Annotated in this window: 17 protein-coding genes and 1 tRNA gene; 11 read left to right on the top strand and 7 right to left on the bottom strand. The window is 61.9% G+C overall.

Annotation, left to right across the window (positions count from 1 at the left end):
• From ACOVQ0_RS10975 to ACOVQ0_RS10945, 7 genes are all read left to right on the top strand, one after another.
• Positions 1–910, top strand: a 910-nt coding sequence (locus ACOVQ0_RS10975) for an amino acid--tRNA ligase-related protein (protein WP_421884231.1), incomplete at its 5' end; no start/stop codon positions are given.
• A gap of 117 nt (positions 911–1,027) precedes the next feature.
• Positions 1,028–1,264 carry an acyl carrier protein gene (locus ACOVQ0_RS10970; RefSeq protein WP_168853306.1) on the top strand — a complete coding sequence of 79 codons (237 nt, stop codon included), beginning with the start codon at positions 1,028–1,030 and terminating at the stop codon, positions 1,262–1,264.
• Between the two features lie 146 nt (positions 1,265–1,410).
• Positions 1,411–2,673: a beta-ketoacyl-ACP synthase II gene (gene fabF, locus ACOVQ0_RS10965; protein ID WP_421884228.1), complete on the top strand. Its 1,263-nt coding sequence runs from the start codon at positions 1,411–1,413 to the stop codon at positions 2,671–2,673.
• A gap of 12 nt (positions 2,674–2,685) precedes the next feature.
• Positions 2,686–3,663, top strand: a complete 978-nt coding sequence (mltG, locus tag ACOVQ0_RS10960) for an endolytic transglycosylase MltG (protein WP_421884225.1) — start codon at positions 2,686–2,688, stop codon at positions 3,661–3,663.
• Between the two features lie 237 nt (positions 3,664–3,900).
• The gene (locus ACOVQ0_RS10955; RefSeq protein ID WP_421884222.1) at positions 3,901–4,434 is read left to right on the top strand and encodes a 2'-5' RNA ligase family protein; all 534 of its coding nucleotides are present in this window, start codon (positions 3,901–3,903) and stop codon (positions 4,432–4,434) included.
• A gap of 31 nt (positions 4,435–4,465) precedes the next feature.
• Positions 4,466–5,749, top strand: a complete 1,284-nt coding sequence (locus ACOVQ0_RS10950; RefSeq protein ID WP_421884219.1) for an adenosylmethionine--8-amino-7-oxononanoate transaminase — start codon at positions 4,466–4,468, stop codon at positions 5,747–5,749.
• 73 nt (positions 5,750–5,822) lie between these two features.
• Positions 5,823–5,898 (top strand) — tRNA-Thr (locus ACOVQ0_RS10945).
• A 164-nt stretch (positions 5,899–6,062) separates the two neighbouring features.
• Here the strand turns inward: ACOVQ0_RS10945 and ACOVQ0_RS10940 are convergent.
• From ACOVQ0_RS10940 to ACOVQ0_RS10930, 3 genes are all read right to left on the bottom strand, one after another.
• Positions 6,063–8,411 (bottom strand): TonB-dependent receptor, encoded by a 2,349-nt coding sequence (locus ACOVQ0_RS10940; protein WP_421884216.1) that lies wholly within the window; start codon positions 8,409–8,411, stop codon positions 6,063–6,065.
• Positions 8,412–8,501: 90 nt separating this feature from the next.
• Positions 8,502–8,906 (bottom strand): C-glycoside deglycosidase beta subunit domain-containing protein, encoded by a 405-nt coding sequence (locus ACOVQ0_RS10935; RefSeq protein WP_421884213.1) that lies wholly within the window; start codon positions 8,904–8,906, stop codon positions 8,502–8,504.
• Positions 8,899–9,816 carry a sugar phosphate isomerase/epimerase family protein gene (locus ACOVQ0_RS10930; RefSeq protein ID WP_421884211.1) on the bottom strand — a complete coding sequence of 306 codons (918 nt, stop codon included), beginning with the start codon at positions 9,814–9,816 and terminating at the stop codon, positions 8,899–8,901. The genes ACOVQ0_RS10935 and ACOVQ0_RS10930 overlap by 8 nt, the downstream gene beginning before the upstream one ends.
• A gap of 155 nt (positions 9,817–9,971) precedes the next feature.
• Here ACOVQ0_RS10930 and ACOVQ0_RS10925 point away from each other — a divergent pair, with 155 nt between their 5' ends.
• Positions 9,972–10,607: a TetR/AcrR family transcriptional regulator gene (locus ACOVQ0_RS10925; protein ID WP_421884209.1), complete on the top strand. Its 636-nt coding sequence runs from the start codon at positions 9,972–9,974 to the stop codon at positions 10,605–10,607.
• 249 nt (positions 10,608–10,856) lie between these two features.
• On the opposite strand, the gene ACOVQ0_RS10920 is transcribed toward ACOVQ0_RS10925, so the two are convergent.
• On the bottom strand, positions 10,857–13,130 hold the full coding sequence (locus ACOVQ0_RS10920; protein ID WP_421884207.1) for a TonB-dependent receptor: 2,274 nt from the start codon (positions 13,128–13,130) through the stop codon (positions 10,857–10,859).
• Positions 13,131–13,357: 227 nt separating this feature from the next.
• Here ACOVQ0_RS10920 and ACOVQ0_RS10915 point away from each other — a divergent pair, with 227 nt between their 5' ends.
• The gene (locus ACOVQ0_RS10915; protein ID WP_421884205.1) at positions 13,358–16,024 is read left to right on the top strand and encodes a glycoside hydrolase family 2 TIM barrel-domain containing protein; all 2,667 of its coding nucleotides are present in this window, start codon (positions 13,358–13,360) and stop codon (positions 16,022–16,024) included.
• Between the two features lie 25 nt (positions 16,025–16,049).
• Positions 16,050–17,306 carry an MFS transporter gene (locus ACOVQ0_RS10910; RefSeq protein ID WP_421884202.1) on the top strand — a complete coding sequence of 419 codons (1,257 nt, stop codon included), beginning with the start codon at positions 16,050–16,052 and terminating at the stop codon, positions 17,304–17,306.
• Here the strand turns inward: ACOVQ0_RS10910 and ACOVQ0_RS10905 are convergent.
• From ACOVQ0_RS10905 to manD, 3 genes are read right to left on the bottom strand one after another with little or no spacing between them, the layout of a single operon-like run.
• A complete protein-coding gene (locus ACOVQ0_RS10905; protein ID WP_421884234.1) occupies positions 17,269–18,141 on the bottom strand; it encodes a sugar kinase in 873 nt (290 codons plus the stop codon). The genes ACOVQ0_RS10910 and ACOVQ0_RS10905 overlap by 38 nt on opposite strands.
• Before the next feature lie 27 nt (positions 18,142–18,168).
• Positions 18,169–19,686 carry a hypothetical protein gene (locus tag ACOVQ0_RS10900; RefSeq protein WP_421884199.1) on the bottom strand — a complete coding sequence of 506 codons (1,518 nt, stop codon included), beginning with the start codon at positions 19,684–19,686 and terminating at the stop codon, positions 18,169–18,171.
• A gap of 4 nt (positions 19,687–19,690) precedes the next feature.
• On the bottom strand, positions 19,691–20,899 hold the full coding sequence (manD, locus tag ACOVQ0_RS10895; RefSeq protein ID WP_421884196.1) for a mannonate dehydratase: 1,209 nt from the start codon (positions 20,897–20,899) through the stop codon (positions 19,691–19,693).
• A 102-nt stretch (positions 20,900–21,001) separates the two neighbouring features.
• Here manD and ACOVQ0_RS10890 point away from each other — a divergent pair.
• Positions 21,002–21,621: FadR/GntR family transcriptional regulator (locus ACOVQ0_RS10890; RefSeq protein WP_421884193.1), on the top strand; the 620-nt coding region annotated here is incomplete at its 3' end.

Here is a 21,621-nt window from a genome sequence, read left to right as displayed (position 1 = left end):
CAAGCCGGACCTGCGCAACCCGATCATCATTTCGGACGTGTCGGACGAGTTCACGCAATCAGGCTTTGGCCTGTTCGAGAAGATCGTGGGCACCGGCGGCGTGGTTCGCCTGATCCCGGCACCGGGCACGGCCGACAAGAGCCGCAAGTTCTTCGACGAAATGAACGACTGGGCGCGCGCCGAAGGCCACGCAGGTCTTGGTTATGTGACGCGCAAGGGTGGCGAGTTCGGCGGGCCGATTGCCAAGAACCACGGCGCCGACAAGATGGCGGTGCTGTTCGACAAGCTCGGCCTTGGGCCTGACGATGGCTGCTTCTTTGCCGCTGGCAAGGCCGAACAGGCCGCAAAGCTGGCGGGTGCGGCGCGCACGCGCGTGGCCGATCAGCTTGGCCTGATCGACAAGGACCGGTTCGAACTGTGCTGGATCGTCGACTTCCCGTTCTATGAATGGGACGAGGACAACAAGAAGGTCGAATTCAGCCACAACCCGTTCTCGATGCCGCAGGGCGGGATGGACGCGCTGTGCAACCAGGATCCGCTGACGATCAACGCCTTCCAGTACGATCTGGTATGCAACGGCTTTGAAATCGCTTCGGGTTCGATCCGCAACCAGTCGCCCGAAACGATGGTCAAGGCGTTCGAGATAGTGGGCCTGAGCAAGGAAGACGTGGAAGAGCGCTTCGGCGGTCTTTATCGCGCGTTCCAGTATGGCGCACCGCCGCACGGTGGCATGGCAGCAGGCGTGGACCGCGTGGTCATGCTGATCTGCGGCGCGCAGAACCTGCGCGAGATCACGCTGTTCCCGATGAACCAGCGCGCTGAAGACCTGCTGATGGGGGCACCGTCTCCGGCGGCGTTGAAACAGTTGCGCGAATTGAATATCCGTGTGGTCGAGCAGACCAAGGGGTGAGGCAAGGCGGGCGCGTGTTGGGGTGATCCACAGCGCGCCTCTTGCCAGCGTGGCCCGCGTTCATTAGGGCGAAACCCGAAACAAGAATTCCAACGCTTTCCTTCGAAGGGGCATTTCATGAGCGATACCGCCGACCGCGTTAAGAAGATCGTTGTCGAGCACCTCGGCGTCGAGGCTGACAAGGTCACCGAAGAAGCCAGCTTCATCGACGATCTGGGCGCAGACTCGCTCGACATCGTTGAGCTGGTGATGGCTTTCGAAGAAGAGTTCGGTGTCGAGATCCCCGACGATGCGGCCGAGAAGATCTCGACCGTGCAGGACGCGATCAAGTACATCGACGAAAACAAGGGCTGATCGCCCACTTCCCCCCTTTGCCCTGAGCTTGTCGATGGGCTGCCTGGTGCCGGACCCTTAGGGGAAGCGCCGGGCAGGGGAGAACTTCGGCAGGCTCAGCCCTTCTTCAGGGGCTGGGCCTGTTTGCATATTTCCCGGAGAATTCAATGCGTCGTGTCGTCGTAACCGGACTTGGCCTCGTCACCCCGCTGGGCGCGGACGTGGAAACCGTGTGGAAGAACCTGCTCGCCGGGAAAAGCGGCGCAGGCCCAATCACCAAGTTCGACGTAAGCGACCAGAAGTGCAAGATCGCCTGCGAGGTGAAGCCTGCCGACCATGAGTTCGGCTTTGATGCCGGCAAGCGTGTGGACCACAAGATTCAGCGCCAGGTCGATCCATTCATCGTCTTCGGCATCGATGCCGCCGGACAGGCGCTGGAAGACGCCGGGCTTGTCGATATGGACGACGATCTGAAGACGCGCACGGGTTGCTCGATCGGATCGGGCATCGGCGGCTTGCCGGGGATCGAAAGCGAATCGATTGTCCTGCACGAAAAGGGGCCGGGCCGCGTTTCGCCGCACTTCGTGCATGGCCGCCTGATCAACCTGATCTCGGGCCAGGTATCGATCAAGTACGGCCTGATGGGGCCGAACCACGCGGTTGTGACGGCCTGCTCCACCGGTGCGCACTCGATCGGCGATGCAGCGCGCATGATCAAGGACGGCGATGCCGACGTGATGCTGGCGGGCGGTGCGGAAAGCACGATCAACCCGCTGGGCGTGGCAGGCTTTGCCCAGGCCCGTGCACTGAACTGCAGCTACAACGACCGCCCGACCGAAGCGAGCCGCCCCTATGACAAGGACCGCGACGGCTTCGTGATGGGCGAAGGCGCTGGCGTGGTGGTGTTGGAAGAGTACGAACACGCCAAGGCGCGCGGCGCAAAGATCTATGCCGAAGTCGTCGGCTATGGCCTGTCCGGCGATGCCTATCACGTCACCGCACCGCACCCTGAAGGCAAGGGCGCTGAACTTGCGATGCGCATGGCGCTGAAGAAGGCCGGGATGACCGCGGGCGACATCGATTATGTCAACGCGCATGGCACCTCGACGATGGCCGATACCATCGAACTGGCAGCGGTGAAGCGCGTGCTGGGCGATGATCTTTCGGGCGCATCGATGAGCAGCACCAAATCTGCCATCGGCCACCTGCTGGGTGGTGCGGGTGCGGTCGAAGCGATCTTCTGCATTCTGGCGATCCGCGATCAGATCGTGCCGCCGACGCTGAACCTGCACAACCCCGACGAAGGCACCGAAGGCGTTGATCTGGTGCCGCACGTTGCCAAACCGCGCAAGGTGCGCGCTGCGCTGAACAATTCGTTCGGGTTTGGTGGCACCAACGCCAGCGTGATCGTCAAGGCGCTGGAAGACTAAGGAACGCAAGCGATGGCCCGCCGCCGTAGTTCGAAGCTGCCGCTGGTCGCGGTGGTGCTTTTGGTGGTGGGCGTCTTCGGCTGGATGGCCGGGGGCTGGGTGGCCAGCGGCCCGCTGGAAAAGCAGATTGAGTTCGACGTTGGGCAGGGCGAAGGCCTGAGCGCCCTGGCCGACGATCTGGAAGCGCAGGGGGCGATCAGTTCGGCCACTCTGTTCAAACTGCGCGCCCGGTTTCTGGGTGGCGGGACCGAGGTCAAGGAAGGTTCCTTCCTGATTCCCAAGGGTGCGAGCGAGGCAACGATCCTCGAGATCCTGAAGGGTGACAAGGTTATCCGCCGCCTGATTGCCATTCCCGAAGGAATGCCTTCGATTATGGTGGCCGAACGGTTGATGGCCAACAAGGATCTGACCGGTCCGGTTTCTGCACCGGGTGAAGGCACCGTTCTGCCCGACAGCTATGACTGGCAGAAGGGCGAACCGCGCGCCGCCGTGCTGAAGCGGATGCAGGCGGCGATGGACAAGACCCTGGCCGAACTATGGGCCAAGCGTTCACCCCGCACCGTGGCCAAGACGCCGCAGGAAGCGCTTATCCTCGCCTCGATCGTGGAGAAGGAAACCGGCAAGCCCGAAGAGCGCCGCATGGTGGCGGGGCTTTATTCCAATCGCGTGCGCAAGGGCATGTTGTTGCAGGCGGACCCGACGATCATCTACCCGATCACCAAGGGAAAGCCGCTGGGCCGTCGCATCCGCCAATCGGAAATTCAGGCGGTGAACGGATACAACACTTATACGATGGTCGGCCTGCCGAAAGGGCCGATTACCAATCCGGGGCGTGATTCAATTGCCGCCGTCCTGAATCCTGCCGAAACGGAAGCACTTTTCATGGTCGCCGACGGCACTGGCGGTCATGTATTCGCTGATACACTTGAACAGCATAATGCCAATGTTGCCAAATGGTTCGCTTTGCGCAAGGCGCGCGGCGATCTGTGAGCAACTGCAATAATCTTGTCCGTAATGGTAGAGAAGTTCTTCCATTCTTAACGGATGCTGCCTAAGGTTTTCTACGGAGGCACCGGGACAGAGTTTCTGCTCTGCCCAGAATCCGGGGAACATTCCGGCTGTACCGAGCCGTTCGCACTTGCGAATATTTGCGGTTTTGCCGAGTGTTCCCTCCTCCGCCCTTCCATGCAGTTTGAACAATATGGGGCGTCATGGCAGGACGTGCGGATGGCTGCATCTTTTCCGCCCGCGCCGCTTATTGTGACCGCCACTTTACCCGGCGATGTGCAGGCATGGGCCGATCACTTGCGGGCGGCGCATTTTCTGCCTGACCGGAATTTCCTTAAAGCGCATGTCACGCTGTTTCACGCGCTGCCGCCGATGGTGCTTGAAGAAGCGCGGTCGATGCTTGCCACGCTGGCAGGCGGCACGGCTCCGGTGGCGGCGCGGATCGATGCCGTGATGGACCTTGGTGGTGGCACCGCGCTGCGTATTGCCAGTCCTGACATGCTCGATCTGAGAGCGCAGATTGCCGATCACTTCCACGGGATGTTGAGCGCGCAGGACCAGAGCAAGCCGCGCCTGCACATCACCGTTCAGAACAAGGTTACGCGGGCGCAGGCGCGCGTGCTGCAAGGCGAACTGGCGGCCGGATTTGTGCCACGTGACTTCAGTTTCACGGGCCTTGCGCTGCACCATTATCGCGGCGGGCCGTGGGACGGCGCAGGGCAATGGTCTTTTCGCGGGCGACACGGGGCTTGATCCGCACGGCCATGCAGGTCAGTGCAGGGGGATGAGCGCACTTCCCGATTGGTTCACCCAAGGGCGAGGCCACGTGTGGCTGCCCTATACCCAGATGCAGACTGTGCGGCCGCCGTTGCCGGTCGCATCGGCCGAGGGCGTGCGGCTACGGCTGGCGGACGGGCGCGAACTGGTTGACGGGATTTCAAGCTGGTGGGCCACCGTCCACGGCTATCGTCATCCGCACATCGAAGCTGCGGTGCGCAGGCAGCTGGAGACGCTGCCCCACGTCATGCTGGGCGGGCTGGCGCATGAACAGGCCTATGTTCTCGCACGGCGTCTGGCAGGGCTGCTGCCGGGCGATCTCAACCATGTGTTCTTCAGCGATTCGGGATCGGTCGCGGTTGAAGTGGCGATGAAGATGGCCGCGCAGTTCTGGCTCAATCGGGGGCAGCGGCGGGTAAAGTTCCTGTGCTTCCGGGGCGGCTATCATGGGGATACCTTCGCCACGATGAGCGTGTGCGACCCGGACGAGGGGATGCACAGCCTGTTCAAGGGCGCGCTGCTCGAACAGGTCGTGGTCGATCTGCCGCGCGATGCGGCGCAGGAGGCGGCGCTGGGCGAATTGCTTGCGCGCCATCGTGGTGAGCTGGCGGGCATCCTGGTGGAGCCGCTGGTGCAGGGTGCGGGCGGGATGGTGTTCCACGATCCATTCACGCTGCAGGCCCTGCGCCGTCTGGCCGATGAACACGATCTGCTGCTGATCTTCGACGAGATATTCGTGGGGCTGGGGCGGCTGGGCGATGCGATGTTCGCCTGCCAGATCGCCGGGGTGCAGCCTGACATCGTGACTCTATCGAAAGCGTTGACCGGTGGCACACTGCCGCTTGCGGCCACGATTGCCAGCACGCGCATCCACGATGGTTTCCTGTCCGACGATCCACTGCGCGCACTGATGCACGGCCCGACTTATATGGGCAACGCGCTGGGCTGCGCCGCCGCCAACGCTTCGCTCGACCTGTTCGAGAGCGAGCCGAGACTAGCGCAGGCACGGGCCATCGGCAGGGCGCTGGAGAACATGCTGGCCCCCTTGCGCGGGCTGCCGGGCGTGCGCGACGTGCGGACGAGAGGGGCGATCGGCGTGGTGCAACTTGATCGTTCAGCCCCCGCAGACCGCCTTTCAGCCGCCTGCATCGAACGCGGCGTCTGGCTGCGCCCCTTCCGCGATATCCTCTACACCACCCCGCCGCTGACCATCGGTGAAGACGATCTGGCCCGCATCGGTGCGGCCATGACCGCCGCCATCCGCGACTGGAGCGCAAGCCTCGACAAATGATGTTGCACCTTGTGCAAAAAGCCTTGCCTAGCTCGCCCCGGCTGGCTAAACGCCGCCCCTGCCCACAGGGTAGGCCGCTTTAGCTCAGTCGGTAGAGCACATCATTCGTAATGATGGGGTCAGGTGTTCGAATCACCTAAGCGGCACCATTTCCTTCATCGCTGAAGGCAAAACTTCATATCTTTGTTGATTTGGCCGCTGGTCAGGCCCTGTGTCGTCGGCTGCCATAAGTCGTGAGCGGCTTACAGGCGCTCTGCCTGTGCGCAAAGCAAAACGGGCGGCTGTTGTCAGCCGCCCGTTCAGTTGGGTTCGATCAGAAATCGAAGCCGAAGGTGACGCCGATCTGGCGGACCGAGTTGAAACCGAAGAGTTGGGCGATGCCTATGCGGCCTGCGACGGATTCGGCGGGGTCTATGCTCAGACCCGTCGGGATGCGTTCGTCGGTGCAGTTGCGGCAGAACAGCGATGCGCGCCAGCCATTCTTGCTGCTGATTCCAAAGCTTCCGCCCAGCAGCTGATACGCGCCGAGATATGTGCCCGGGGTCTGGTTGATCGTGAACCATTGCGAGGAGCGGTGCGTGATGTTGCCTTCAACGAAAGCATCGATCGAACTGCCGAGCGCCCATTCATACTTGATCTGCCCGTTGGCCACGAGTTTGGGCGAAACCGGCGTTTGCAATCCGCCTGCGTTGAAGCCGGCGGGGCAGCCTGTGGTCGTCTGCCCGGGGTAGCATTCGGCACCGGGGAAATCGTTGAACTTCGAATCCAGCAGCGTTGCCGATCCTGTCAGCGAGAGGCCAGGTGCCGGACGAACAACGGTTAGCAGTTCGATGCCCTGGCTGGTGGCCGAAGCCGCATTCTGCACGAAGTTGGCGCCCGCAGCAGCGTTGAACGAGGAGACCTGCAGGTTCTTGAACTTCGAATAGAAGCCGGTGATGTTGAACAGCAACTTGCCGTCCATCCATGTGGATTTGAGACCGGCTTCGATGTTGCGGTTGATTTCCGGTTGTACCACGGGCGAGGTCACGCTGGCGGGCAGGAGATCGGCAAAGCCCGGTCCCTTGTAGCCACGCGAATAGGTGGCATAGACCATCACATCGCGTTCGAAGTTGTACTGGAAGCCCAGCTTGTAGCTGAAATCGGTGTTCTTTGTCTTTGCGGCAAAGGCGCGGCCCGGCCCGCCAAGCGTCACGAAATAGCGATCCTGGTTCTGGATTGCGTCGATGTCGAGCGCATCGTGCGTGACACGGGCACCGGCGATCAGCTTCAGGTCGTCCACCACTTCATAGGTGAACTGGCCGAATGCGGCATAGCTCTTGCTGACCAGCGAATATTCGCGATCCTGACCAAGGAAGTAGCTGTTGCGCGCAGGACAGGCTGCCGGCGGGGCGCCGAGCACGGTTGCGCCGACGCAGAACGGGAAGTTGGGCAGCAGGAATGACGGGAACAGGTTGTTGCCCGCGAGCTGCGCTTCCACATCGGTCTTGCCGCGATAGAAGAACAGGCCGACTTGCCCGGTCAGCCGATCGGCGGCGGGTAGGGCAATGCGCAGTTCGTTGGTGATCTGGCTGAACCGCGTGTCCGAGTAGTTGATGTCGGCGCCGTTCGCGTTGGTCCGGTCAGTATCGGCGTTCTGTTCGCGCCGCGCGGCCTTCCATGCGATCGTGTTGCTGATCTCGATGCCCGAGGGCAGTTCATAGGCGAGGGTGGCCTGCACGCCGCCGCGCTTTACGTTGCGATAGTAATCGCCGTTGCCGCCGAACAGCAGGTTGTCACTATTGGGCGTGACGCCCATCGCCGCGTTCAGCGCGTTGACCGAGGCTGTGGCTGCAAGATTGCGATAAGTGCTGTCAAAGTACGTCGCGACGCCCTTTTCCCGGTTGTAGTCGCCGATCACGTAAAGCGAGAGGCCTTCGCTGAGATTGGCGAGGTACTTGGCGCGCACGCCCCACTGGGTCTGGCCAAAGTCGCCCTTGCCGTTACCCACAAACTTCACGACCGGATCGTTCGAAGAATAGACTGAATTGATGCGCAACGCGGAGTTTTCCGACACCGGTACGTTCAGCGTGGCCTGTGCGGTAACGCCAAGGCCGTCGGTCGCCGCGGTGGGGCGCACGACGCCTTCGACTTGTACTTCGCCACCGATCACACCGATTTCGGGGCGCCGCGTGACGATGTTGAGCAGGCCTGCAGATGCGTTCTTGCCGAACAGCATACCTTGCGGGCCGCTGAGCACTTCGACGCGGGCAACGTCATAAAATGCACCGACAGCGCCGCTGAGGATCGGGTTGACCAGATTCACTTCGTCCTGCTGGATCGCAACGCTCGATTCCAGCGACTGCTGGAAAGCAAGCGTGCCCACGCCACGGATGGTGAAGTTGTTTTCGCCGCTGACCTGAAGGCTGGGGGCTGCCTGGTTCAGTTGGCTGAGGTTGCTGACGCCAAGCGTGCGCAGCGATTCAGAGGTGACGGCGGTCACGCTCACCGGCACGTCCTGCAAACGTTCGCTGCGACGCTGCGCGGTGACGATGATTTCGCCGGGCGCGTTGGCCTGTGCGGCCTGTTCATCGGCAGACTGCGCCATCGCTGGCACCGAAGAAAGCAGCGTAACGGCTGCGAGCGAAACCGACCGGATCAGCCGGGTCTTCGTGGTTGTGTTCATGGATTATCCTCCCTTGCAAACCAATGCTGCGGACGTGATTCTGCCCCGCCGGTCCGCGCGTCCGGCGTCTTGCTCTTCAGGTTCTGGCCGTCAGGGCAGGATGATCGTCGCGTGGCGTTCGTTGCGAACGATGGCGGGCTGGAATTCGGGCGGGAAATAGGGGTGGCGATAGCGGATCGCGCTGCCCACCAGATGCACGCCGCGCGTCAACCCGCCTTGCTTGGGCACGATCACGGTAAAATGATCGCCCACATAAAGCCGGGTCTGTGTTGCTTCGTTCAGCTCAGCCTGCGTGTATTCCCTGTCGCCAAGGCGGAACAGGTTCTGCTCTGCGGGATAGAGTACGCCATCGACAGTGATGTCCACGCCCTCGATCAGGCTGAGCCGCGACGAACGATAGTTCGCCTGCCGGATGCGGACTTCAAAGCCGGTGCGCGCGCCTTCAGGGCCAGCATTGCGGAAACCGGTGCTCTGGATATGCGTGCGCTCAAGCATTCGTCGTCTCCGCGTGGGCAGCGTCATATTCTTCTTCGAGCGTGCGGATCAGCGCGTGCTGGCGGCGCACCTGTTCGATCGCCACCCAGGGTGAACGCTCGCCTTCGTATTCGCTGGAAAGGTAGCCGGTGTAGCCAAGCTTCTTGAGCATCGGCACGATCCGATCCCACGGGATCTGGTGATCGTGCAGCGTTTCGTCGATGTGGTGGAACTTGGCCTGGATGAAGGGCACATACTGGATGACGTCTTCCAGATGCTCGACCGGCGTGTTGATGCCGTTGAGGAAGCTCAGCGCGCCTTTCTTTATCTCGTCGGTAATGCCACCGCCCCAATGATCGATCGGGCGATCCTGAAAAATGCCGGTGTCGATCATCAGGCCGAAGTTCTTCGTGCCGGTACGTTCGATGAACCGCACATAGGCATCGGTCACCGGATGGCGGATCGGGGTGGGGGAATGTATTTCGGGCAGGATCACCAGATCAAGCTGGTGCGCCAGATCGAGATTGCGCTCTACCGCGCCTTCCCAGATCGGGTCCGGCGTCAGGTCGTGATCGATCACGCCAAATTTGGGGCGAATGAACCTGAACCCCAGTCGATGCGCAAGGCGCAAATCCTGCGCGATCTGCGCTGCGCCTTCCTCGACGCTCATGTTGCGGTCGATCTGGATGCGGGTGTCCACCCAGCAGGCAAAGTTGGTCGGCTCAAGCTTGTAACGGTCAAGCTGCGCGAACCAGTGATCCAGCCAAGCCGTGGGCGGCTCGGGATAGAGCGGCACGCTCGTCTCACCCAGAATCTCGATGCCGGTCGAACCCGTATCCGCAATGTGATCGAACGCATCGTCGAGCGTCATCACGGTGCCGAAGTCATCGGTGTAGCTGTACAGCGAAACGCCATACCGAAAGCCTGTCACGAAGGAATCCTCCCTTGCCAGCGAATCTATTTATCGCTGCTTAATGCCGCTCATTTAAGCGATGATCATTAAGCGGGCAAGGCAGAAAATAAGCGGTGCTTGTTTTGATGGGGGGAAGGCTTGCGGAACGGTGAAAATCCCCGCACATGGACGCTATGGCGATTGAGCAGCTGACCACAGAAAGACAGACCAGGGAAAAGCGCGGAAGGCCTTCCCACCGGGAGGATCTGCGGCAGGAACTGCTGGATGCAGCAAAAGCCTTTGTCATGCGCGAAGGATATGAAGCGTTGTCGATGCGGCGGCTGGCGGATGAAATCGGCGTCAGTTCAGCCGCGCCATATCATCATTTCCCGGATCGCCGGTCATTGCTGCTTGCTGTGGCGCTTGATGGCTATCAATCGATGTTCGATGAATCGCTGGCTGGTCTGGAAGATAGCCCGCCTGCTGAAAAACTGCGTGGCCTGTTTCTGAACTTCCTGAAATTCGCATCCGACCACCGGCGCATTTTCGCGCTGATGTATGAAAGCGAACTGGTGCGCGAAAGCATCGCGCCGGAAATCCAGCAGGCGCAGGATATCGGGTTTCGCAGGCTGCATGGTATCGTGCACGAGGCTGCGCCGCATTTGTCCGATCGGGAGCGCGGCATTCGCATGGCAACGGTTTGGTGTGCGGTCTTCGGCTTTGCGCTGCAATCGAACCGGGCGATGATCCGCACCCCGCAGCCCGAGCCGCAATCTGGAGAACTGGCTGAGCAGCTTGTGGGACAAGCGCTGCGACTATTGGATATCTGAGAGCCTGATCCGAAACTCCTGCGGGTCGGTCTGGCGGGTCTTTCTCGCGCTGATTTCGTTGCGATCTTGCCACGATGTCCCCGCATCGCGGCGGCGATCACTCCTTATCAGCACAAAAAATCCCTCGCCAACCCTCCGCCGCCGGAGTTTCGGATCAGGCTCTGATAGGCTGCGGCGAAGAACGGCAAAGGCCGCAGGAGTGGCTTGTAAGCCATTCCTGCGGCCTTTCATTTTATCCGTGCATTGGCGTCAGAACTCGTAACGCGCCCTGATGCCGAAATAGCGACGCGACTTGCGGTCAAGCGCTTGGCTCAGCAGGCCCGCCGAACCGCCCGATGCGATACCGACGTTTGAGGCATAGCGCTTGTCGAACAGGTTATTCACGAACAGCGCCACGCGCATTCCGCCGCGATCGTTCTGGTCGATGCCGATGCTGCCGTTGACGACCGCATAGCCATTCTGCACCGTTACAGGGTTGCCCAGAAGATCGAAGTTGACCTTGCTCTGGTATGCGACATCGGCCTGCACGAAAGCGTCGAACGGGGCCGACGGCAGGAAGATGTCATAATTGAACCCAGCGTTGAACTTGAAGCGGGGGGCATTGGGCAGCCGCTTGCCAGCAAGATCCTGCCCTCTGACGGTGGAGGGACCAGCGCCATCCAGATCGACGCAGCCGGTGGTCTGGCCGGTGTAGCACTGTGCGCCTGCAAATTCCATGATGCGCGTGTCGGTAAAGCTCATCGCGGTGTCGAGCGTCAGGGCCGCCGTGGGCTTGGCCGAGAGTTCGACTTCGAAACCACGGGTGCGCACCTTACCAACGTTGTTGAGCGTCAGCAGCACGGTATTGTCGGGCAGCAGAATGCCTGATTGCGCCTGAAAATCGCGGAAGTTGCTCCAGAATGCCGCGATGTTGAGCTGCACCTTGTTGTCGAGGAAGCGCGACTTGATACCAGCTTCATAGGCATCCGAAGTTTCCGGGCGGACCGGGTTCGCCGCGCGGAAAGGCGTGAAGCCGGTGCTGATATCGAAGCCCTGACCCTTGTAGCCGCGCGCAAACGAAGCATAGGCCATCACCGTGTCGGAAAGATCCTGCCGCAGCGCGGTCTTCCACGTTACCACGCTGTCCTTGCCCTTGCCGACGCAGGCGGTCAGGCAAGTGGCGTTGTTGGCAGGCGGGGTTGCGGTTGGCGCGCGGTTGAGGAAGGTCGCACCGATCTTTTCGTGGTTGAACCGCACGCCGGCATCGATGTGCGTCGTGTCCGACAGGTTATAGGTGGCCTGTCCGAATGCGGCGTAGCTCTGAGTGGTGCTGGTCGATGCCCAGTTGGCCACGACCGGTCCCGAAGGGCCGCGCGCAAAGTCACGGTCGGTCTTGCCGTCGGCATAGAACAGGCCAATCACATAGGTGAAATCGCTCTTGCCTGAGGAGACGAGGCGTAGTTCCTGTGCGAACTGGGTGGCGTGATAGGTGCTGCCCGCCACGATGCCGCCCGGAATGCCCAGCACATTGGAAATCGTGTAGTCGAAGTCTTCCTCGAACTGGAAGCGCCAGTCTTGATAGCTGGTGACCGAAATCAGATCGGCGAAGCCCAGATCCAGCGTGGCGCGGCCCGATGCCGTGGTCTGCTTGCTCTTGTTGTACAGCGGATGGTCAAGGCGCACCGAATAGTTGTCTTGGCCCGGCGTGATGCCGACCAAGCTTGGCGCAAGCGGCGTGCCGAAAATCGCGGCACCTGCTGGCACCGTGCGGAACGTGCGGGCAAAGCCATCGCTTTCGCTGACCGAGTGGCTGGCGATCAGGTCGATCTTGAGCGTTTCGGTCGGCTTCAGTTCCAGTCGGCCACGGAAGCCATAGCTCTTGTCGTTGTTGAGGCGTGATCCATCCTGCAGGTTGCGGATGTAGCCCTTGCGATCGCCGTAGAAAGCGTTGATGCGGAACCCTGCGCCTTCGCCAAGCGGCCCGGCAAGCGAAGCATCGACGCGATATTCGTCATCGGTCGTCGCCGTGCCGGTGACCGCTCCGGTGAACGTGTCAGATGCGCCCTGCGAAACGATGTTGACCGCGCCTGCCGAAGCGTTCTTGCCGAACAGCGTGCCCTGCGGCCCGCGCAGCACTTCGATACGCGCAATGTCGCTAAGGCCGGAGAAGGCCTGTGCCTGCTGCAGCAGGGCGACGTCATCGACGACCACGGCCACTGAAGGTTCAATCGCGGTGCTGAACGCGATCGTGCCGATACCGCGCAGGTTCAGCGAGTTGTTGGTGGGCACGTTGCCCTGCGTCAGCGTAAGGCTGGGGGCGAGGCGGGGAAGATCGGCAACCGAGGCCACGCCACGGTTCGTCAGCGTCTCGCCGCTCAGTGCCGTGACGGCCACGGGCACGTCCTGCATGTTCTGCTCGCGCTTCTGCGCAGTGACGATGATTTCAGCGAGACCTGAATCGGTCTGACCAGCGTCTTGTGCATAGGCCATTGCAGGCACCATTGCGATCGCGGTTGCCGACATAAGCAGTCTGTAAGCCGTCATGATTCCCTCCCATTTGGAATTTGGCTAAGATCGTTGGTCAGGCCGAATTGCGTCTAATGATCGCGTTGTCAAGCCAATCTTTGCACGAGTTTCTGCCCGCATCGGCCGATAAAGAGCATGGAGGAGGCGCTGTTTGGCGCAAATGTCCTTGCAAAACCGCGGATTTGGCGTCTAAATATCGGTAAGGCCAATCCTGATGTGCGGGCCAAATGAATAGGGAGAGTGCAATGTCCATCGGCAAACTGTTTCGCCAAACCTCGCTTTTGGCGCTTGCTGTGGTGACATCGCCCGTCGCTGCGCAGGATGCGCGGACGGTCACGCAACTCGATTCGGGCTGGCGTTTCTTCGATGGTGACGCGCCCGATGCGGTCGCGCCGGAATTTTCGGACGCGACGTGGGAAGCGGTTGCAGTCCCGCACACCTGGAACCGCGTCGGATATTATCGCCACGATCTTGGCGGAACCAACACGCCAGCTACCGTGAAGAAGCGTCAGGGCATCGGCTGGTATCGCCTCCGCTTCGCCACGCCCGCAACCGGTGCAGGCCAGCGGCAATGGCTGGAATTCGATGCCGCAAGCCGCACCGCCAAAGTTTGGCTCAACGGCAAATATCTGGGCGAACATCGCGGCGGCTTCTCCCGCTTCCGCCTTGATGCAACGGCTGCGATGCTTGCGCGGGGCGAGAACGTGCTGGTTGTCCGGGTGGATAATACCCAGCCCAAGGCGGAAGGTCCGACCGCCGATATTCTGCCGCTGACGGGGGACTTTTTCGTCCACGGCGGCCTCTATCGCCCGGTGCGGCTTGTCACCACGGCGCCGCTGCATATCGACATGGCAGATCATGGCGGTTCCGGGGTGCGGGCGACGACTATCAGCGCCAATCCGCAAGAGGCCTCGGTCGACATCGCGGTGCGTCTTGCCAACGATGGTGCCCGCGCTGCCAAGGCCGTGGTCAGGGTGTCTCTGGTCGACCGCGAAGGCCGTCAGACGGCGGTTGCGACACTTCAGGCGGCTCTAGGTGCAGTTCAGAAAACCGAGCTGGTGACCCGGTTGAACGTGACAGAACCGCATTTGTGGCAGGGCACCGCGGATCCCTATCTCTATGATCTTATGGTGGAAATTCTGGACGAAAAGGGCCGGGCCACCGATACCCTGCGCCAACCGTTCGGCATCCGCACGATGGCGTTCGATCCGAACAAGGGTTTCCTGCTCAACGGCCAGCCCTATCGCCTGAACGGTGTAGGTTACCATCAGGACCGCGATGGGAAGGGGTGGGCGATCTCGCGCGCCAATGTGGAAGAAGATGTCGCCACGATCCGCGAGATGGGGGCCAACTCCATCCGCCTTACGCACTACCAGCACGGGCAGGACATCCACGACATTGCCGACCGCACCGGGATCGTCCTGTGGGACGAGATTCCGCTGGTTTCGGCGTGGACGCTGGGCGGGAAACTTGATGCTGACCCGGCGCTTGTCGCCAATGTGCGCCAGCAACTTGAGGAACTGGTCCGCCAGAACCAGAACCACGCCGCCACCGCGATCTGGAGCATCGCCAACGAGGTGGACTTCGGCAATTCCTTTCCGATTTTCCTCACCGGCAACAAAGACGGGAAAGTCCCCGATCCGCTGCCGCTGCTGGGCGAGCTGAACGGGCTGGCAAAGCAGCTTGACCCTTCGCGACCTACGGCCCTTGCAACCTGCTGCGAAGGCAGGCTTTTTGCGTCCGACGTATCGATCCCGACAACAGCCGTCGCCGCCAATCTGGGCGGGGCCAATCGCTATTTCGGGTGGTATTTCGGCAAGCCGGGCGATCTGGGGCCACATCTGGACGGTCTGCGCGCTGCGCGGCCCGAACAGCCGCTTGCGGTGACCGAATATGGCGCGGGCGGTGCGTTGACGATCCATACCGACAACGTGGCTGGCGGCCCGGCGGATTCACGCGGATTTGCGCAGCCAGAGGAATACGAAAGCCACATCCACGAAACCGCGCTGGAGCAGATCGATGCGCGGCCCTGGCTCTATGCAACGTGGCTGTGGAACTCTTTCGATTTCGCCACCACGATCCGCAATGAAGGCGATGCGCAGGATATCAACACCAAGGGCCTGGTCGCCTACGATCACAAGACCCGAAAGGACGCCTACTATTTCTACAAGGCGAACTGGAACCCGGCCCCGATGGTCCATATCACCGGCAAACGCTATGCCAACCGCGCCTATCCGATCACGGACGTGAAGGTTTACAGCAACGCGCAGAGCACGGAATTGCTGCTCAATGGCCGGTCGCTGGGTAGCAAGAGCGATTGCCCGCAGAAGGTGTGCGTGTGGAGCGCGGTTGCGCTGGATGAAGGCACCAACGCGCTGGTTGCGCGGGGCGTGCATTCGGGCGGGCAGGTCGAAGACAAGGCGGAATGGATGCTATCGCCTGAAACGCGCCGCCATATGGTGATCGATACCGGCACGCTGGTGGCGGGCAAGGGCAACAATCGGGTTCTGGGATCGGACAACTGGTTTGAAGGCGGCAGCGTTGCCTCGCTTGATACGCCTGCCGATTATGGCAAGCCAGCCAAGCCTGCCGAGATTGCGAACACGCAGGAGCGTGATGCGCTGGCAACCTATCGCCACGGCACATTCTCCTACCGCGTTCCGGTGGCCGATGGACGGTATCGTGTGACGATGTGGTTTGCGACTGCTGCTAACCAGAAGGTTGGCGCGTTTGACGTAAGGCAGGGCAAGAACACGCTGCTGCGCGGTTTCCAGCCCGCAATTCCTGCAACTGGAGCGGTGGCCGAGGCCAAGGCTTTCACGATCAAGGCGAAAGGCGGCCTCTCGCTCGATTTCGTGGCGGGCACCGGCGATGCGCGTGTTTCGATGATCGAGATCGAAAAGCTGCGCTGACACCCGAACGCGACGGATAGAAACAATGCTCAAGAAGCTCCCGCTGCGCTGGTGGATCATCGCGCTGATCACACTCGGAACGATCCTCAACTACCTTGCGCGTTCCACGCTGTCGGTCGCGGCGCCCACGCTCAAGACCGAATTTTCCATGACGACAGAGCAGTATAGCTGGGTCGTCCTTGCCTTTCAGGCCAGCTACACGGTGATGCAGACCGTGGCGGGTGCGGTGCTGGACGCGCTGGGCACGCGGGTGGGGTTCTTCGTTTTTGCGGTGGGTTGGGCGTTGAGCAACATGGCCCACGCCTTTGCCACCGGATGGATGAGCCTTGCCGCCTTCCGCGCCATGCTGGGGGCGACCGAGGCTGCGGCGATCCCTGCGGGCACCAAGACGGTGGCGCAGTGGTTCCCGGCGAAGGAGCGCCCGCTGGCCACCAGCCTGTTCCAGATGGGCACAAGCGTGGGCAACATGATCGCGCCGCCATTGGTGGCCTTCTGCATCCTGGCGTGGAACTGGCAGGCGGCATTCATCGTCACCGGCGCGCTGAGCCTTGTCTGGGCTGGGATGTGGTGGCTGGGCTATCGCGATCCTACGGTTCATCCGCGCCTGTCGCAGGCTGAACGTGATGCCATCGCGGCGATGAGCCAGCCCGATGCGACCAAGCCCGCGACCAAGGCGGACGTGCTGCGCAGCCGGTCATTCTGGGCGATTGCCGTGCCACGTTTCCTTGCTGAACCGGCGTGGCAGACATTCAATTTCTTCATCCCGCTCTATCTTGTGGCGGTGTGGAAGCTCGATCTCAAATCCATCGCGCTGTGGGCTTGGCTGCCATTCCTTGCCGCCGATTTCGGCAGTCTTGCTGCCGGGCTGCTGCCGCCTTGGTTGATGGCCAAAGGCAAGTCACTGCTGTCATCGCGCAAGATCACGATGACGCTGGGCGCGTTGTGCATGGTAGGGCCGGCCTGCATCGGGCTGGCGACTTCGCCGGAAATGGCGATTGTGCTGTTCTGCATCGGCGGCTTTGCGCACCAGCTGCTCAATGGTGCGTTGATCACCCTTTGCGCCGACGTGTTCGATGCCCGGACCGTGGGCACCGCCAGCGGCATGGCGGGAACATCGGCATGGGTCGGCGGAATGCTGTTCACGCTGCTGATCGGGCAGAGCGCGGACGTGTTCGGCTACAACCCGCTGTTCGTGGCGCTGGCGGGATTGGACCTGCTGGCAGCGGCGGTATTGTGGTCCCTTCTCAGGAGTCCCGAGAAGGGATCGCACCGCGACGCATGATGGTCCAGCCAGCCAGCGCATGGCCGCCGGTTGCGGCCTGCGCTGGCGCTTCGCCCCGCAGGCGCGCGGCAAGGTAACCGGCATTGAAGGCATCGCCCGCGCCGCTGGTGTCGATCGGAGACAGAACGCGTTCAGGGCTGATGATCTGCCCATCTGGCAGGCGGCAGCCTTCGGCGCCAAGTTTCACCACGGTTTCAGCGCAGCCCAGCGCTTGCCAGTGCGCGGCGACGGATTCTGCATCGCTTTCGCCCGAAAGTATGGTTTCGTCTTCAAGCGTTGGCAGGCCGATGTTTGCCAATGCAATGGCGGCATCGCGCGCGCTGCGGGCGGTGGACTGATCCGGCCAGAGGCGCGGGCGGTAGTTGCCGTCGAAGGCAACCTGCCCGCCATTTTCGCGCACTTTCCGCGCCAGCGATAGCAGAGCCTGCCTGCCGCTTTCGGGCAGGATCGCCAGCGACACCAGCGAAAAAGCCAGCAGATCCGCTTGGCGCGCGCGTTTCAGCGCTGCATCGATGCCTTTGCCATCGAACAGATGCCGCGCCGCGCTTTCGCCGCGCCAATAGGTGAAGCTGCGCTCGCCAGCATCGTCGCAGGTGATCGCGTAGAGGCCGGGATTTCGAGCGGGATCGGGCAGGACGAGGCTGGTATCCAGACCTTCTGCCGCCCAGCGCGCTTTGAGATCGGCGCTGAACGGATCGGTGCCCAGCGCGGTTAAATAGGCCACATCCGCCCCGGTGCGTGCGAGGTGGATCGCGGTGTTCAGCGTATCGCCGCCATAGGCAAGACGCCAACTGCCAGCACCATTGCTGGAGCCGTCTTGCGACAGCTCCAGCATGGCTTCACCAACAAAAATGACGCGCACTTAACGACAGGCCGGATTGGCGGCGCCCGGAATGGCAAAGAATGCTACCGACTGGCCCGGCAGGGTTGCACTGCCGTTGACACCCACGCCATCAAGCCCCGTCAGCTTGAGATCGGCTGAAAGCGCCGGTGCCTTGCCATTGACCAGCACATTGCGGGTATCGAGCGGTTGGCCGGTCATCGTCCAGCCAAGGCCCTTGCCGCCAAGGTTGACGCGCTGTGCCGCCTCGCCGGTGTTCAGCGCCATGACTGCAACGCCGCCAGGCTTGCCCGCAAGGCAATGGGCATAGAGCCGCAGGGCCGGGGAGGGTGAGCGGGGCGATGCCAGCACGGTCTGTCCCATCGTCCGGTGCCACAGCACTGCCGCCCAATAGTTCGGGCGCGGGGTCAGCGTATCGCGGTCGATCAGGGCATAATCGCTGGCAGCCAGCGTGTTGTGCATGACCACCTTCAGTCCCTTTTGGGCCAGCGCGGCGTTCTGGTTAAGGTAGCGGAACGTATCGAGGAACGTGGACGCCCAAGGGCTGCCACCGCAGGCAGCCTGCGCCGTTTCGGTGTTCCACATCGGCTTGCCCGGTTCGTACTTGTTGCGCAGCGCTGCATAATAGGCATAGTCGCGGACGGTCAGGTCGAGCCACTGCGCGGTCAGCGCATCGGACTTTACCGCCGTTCCGATACCCAGCCCGGCGCATCGCTGCGAAACGGTGCCGTAGAAGTGGTAGGACACCGCGTCCACGCTGTTCGGGTTGGCCTTCATCATGTCATCCGTGCTGACATGCGCGCCCATTTCCGCGGGCACCGGCACGTCTTTGAGCAGGCCGGCTTCGCCCACACCGCCGACGCCGAGGATTTTCATATCCGGTGCGGCCTTGCGCGCCCAATCGCGGAAAATGCGGAATTCAGCGCCATAGTTTGCGGCGGTGTAGCCCTTGGGCATTTGCGGTGCGGCGCTGGGCATGTTGGCTTCGTTGAAGAATTCGGCGGCGTAGATCTTGCCGCCTGCATCGCGCGTGAGATCGAGCAGGCGCTGGGCCTGAACGGGCGTCCACACACCGTCGGCCCCGCGGGTGCCATTGCTGACGGCAAAGCTGGTGACGATGGGGGCGTCCACCGCCTTGGAGAACGCGACGACGTTCTTCCACTGATCGCGCTTGAGCACCTGCACGAACCCTGCGGGCGGGGCGGAGAGGTTTTCGCCCTCAGCCTCAAGATAGGTGTTGTTGGCCCACGTGCCGCTGACGCGCAGCAGGCTGGGGCCAAGCGCCTTTGCCAGCGCGACGAGTTTCGGATCGGTCAGGTCGATCGGCGGGCGCTGGCGATAGCGCTCGTCCGCAGGGCCGCCATAGGGTGCCCAGAAGCGGCCCCCGGTGACTTCCACCATTTCGACATTGTAGGCCTGATAGCGCGGATCGACAGTGCCGATCTTTTCGAGTTTACCCAGTTGCAGGGCAGGCGATGGGGCAGGGGCAGCGCCGGTCAGGGCAACCAGCGCGGTTGCGCAAAGCAGTGTTTTTCGCATCTTCTCACCAATTCCACATTGTGCCGTCCTCCAGCCGGGCAACCGGCAGGTAGGCGGGTTTGTAGGGATATTTTGCGGCCAGCTTTTCATCGATATCGACGCCGTGGCCGGGAGTTTCGCCAACGAAGAGTTCGCCTTTGTCGAACCAGTAGTCATGCGGGAACACGGCGTCGGTCTCTTCCGTGTGGCGCATGTATTCCTGAATGCCGAAGTTCGGCACCCAGGTATCGAAATGGAGGGCGCAGCCCATCGTGACGGGCGACAGATCGGTCGCGCCGTGGCACCCGGTGCGGACCTGATAGAGGCTGGCGAGATCGGCAATGCGGCGCAGATGCGTGAGGCCGCCCGCGCCGACCACCGTGGCGCGGATATAGTCGATCAACTGGTTCTGGATCAGATCCTTGGCGTCCCAGATCGTGTTGAAGATCTCGCCCACGGCCAGCGGCGTGACGGTGTGCTGGCGGACCAGCTTGAACGCTTCCTGATTTTCGGCAGGGGTGCAGTCTTCCAGCCAGAAAAGCTGATAGGGTTCGAGCATCTTGCCCAGATTGGCTGCTTCCTGCGGGGTGTAGCGGTGGTGGCCATCATGGAGCAGGTGATGGTCGAACCCGTAGGTCTTGCGCAGTTCCTCGAACAATTTTGGCACATAGTTCAGTGCCTTGCGCGTGTCCCACCCGGTGACGGAGGGAAGGGCTGCGTCGGCGGGTTCGTAGTAGAGTTTGCCGCGACCGACGCCATAGGCGTCCTTCACACCGGGCACGCCGGTCTGCGCGCGGATCGCCTTGTAACCCATGTCGATGTAGTGGCCGACAGCCTCGACCGTTTCGGCAATGTCCGAACCGTTGGCATGGCCATAGACCATCACGCCATCGCGGCTGCGCCCTCCGAGCAGCTGGTAGAGCGGCATTCCGGCCATCTTGGCCTTGATATCCCACAGCGCCATGTCGACTGCGGCGATTGCGCGCATCGTCACCGGGCCGCGCCGCCAGTAGGCACCGCGATAGAGATACTGCCAGATATCCTCGATACGGCGCGGGTCCATGCCGATCAGGCAGGGCACAACGTGTTCCTGCAAGTAGGCAACGACCGAAAGCTCACGCCCGTTCAGTGTGGCGTCGCCGATACCGTAGACGCCCTGATCGGTTTCGATCTTCAGCGTCACGAAGTTGCGCCCCGGACAGGTGACGATGACGCGGGCGGCAGTGATTTTCATGGAATCGGAACTCGCGCTAAGTGGTTCGAATGTGGTAATACCGATTGACGGACCAATTTCGGTCTGTCAAGTTTAGAAAATTGGTATTACCAGAAGGGCGCAATGGCAAACGTCAAATCAAATGACCGGCTCTATCAGGATCTCGCCCGCTCGCTGCTGGATGAACTGGCGCAAGGACGGTATCCGGTGGGCACGCGGCTTCCGGCCGAACGCGATCTGGCGATCCGCTATGATGTGAGCCGCCCGACCGTGCGCGAGGCGATCATCGCGCTGGAAGTGCAGGGGCTGGTCGAAGTGCGCATCGGATCGGGCGCCTATGTCAAGCGCCTGCCGGGTGAAGAGGACAGGCCGGGCTTCAACGTGACCGCGTTCGAACTGACCGAGGCGCGCCTGCTGTTCGAAGGGGAAGCTGCCGCGCTTGCCGCAACGCAGGTGACCGACGCCGATGTTGCCGAGATCGAAGTGCTGGTGCAGCGCATCGTTGAGGAAAATCAGGATCCCAATGGCACGGAAAGCGCCGACCGGGAATTCCACCTCGCCATCGCGCGGGCCACGCGCAATGTTGCAGTCTACAACGCGGTTGAGCATCTGTGGGACTTGCGCGCGACTTCGCCAGAGGCGGCCTTGCTGCACGAAAAGGCACGCCATGCGCACGTGAAGCCGGTGGTTGAAGAGCATACCGCCATTCTCGACGCCCTGCGCGCGCGTGATCCGAACGCGGC

This window comes from Novosphingobium sp. (assembly GCF_049240505.1).
GTDB lineage: Bacteria > Pseudomonadota > Alphaproteobacteria > Sphingomonadales > Sphingomonadaceae > Novosphingobium.
Note: the sequence above shows the minus strand (reverse complement) of the source record. Positions and strands in the feature narration are given on the sequence as shown.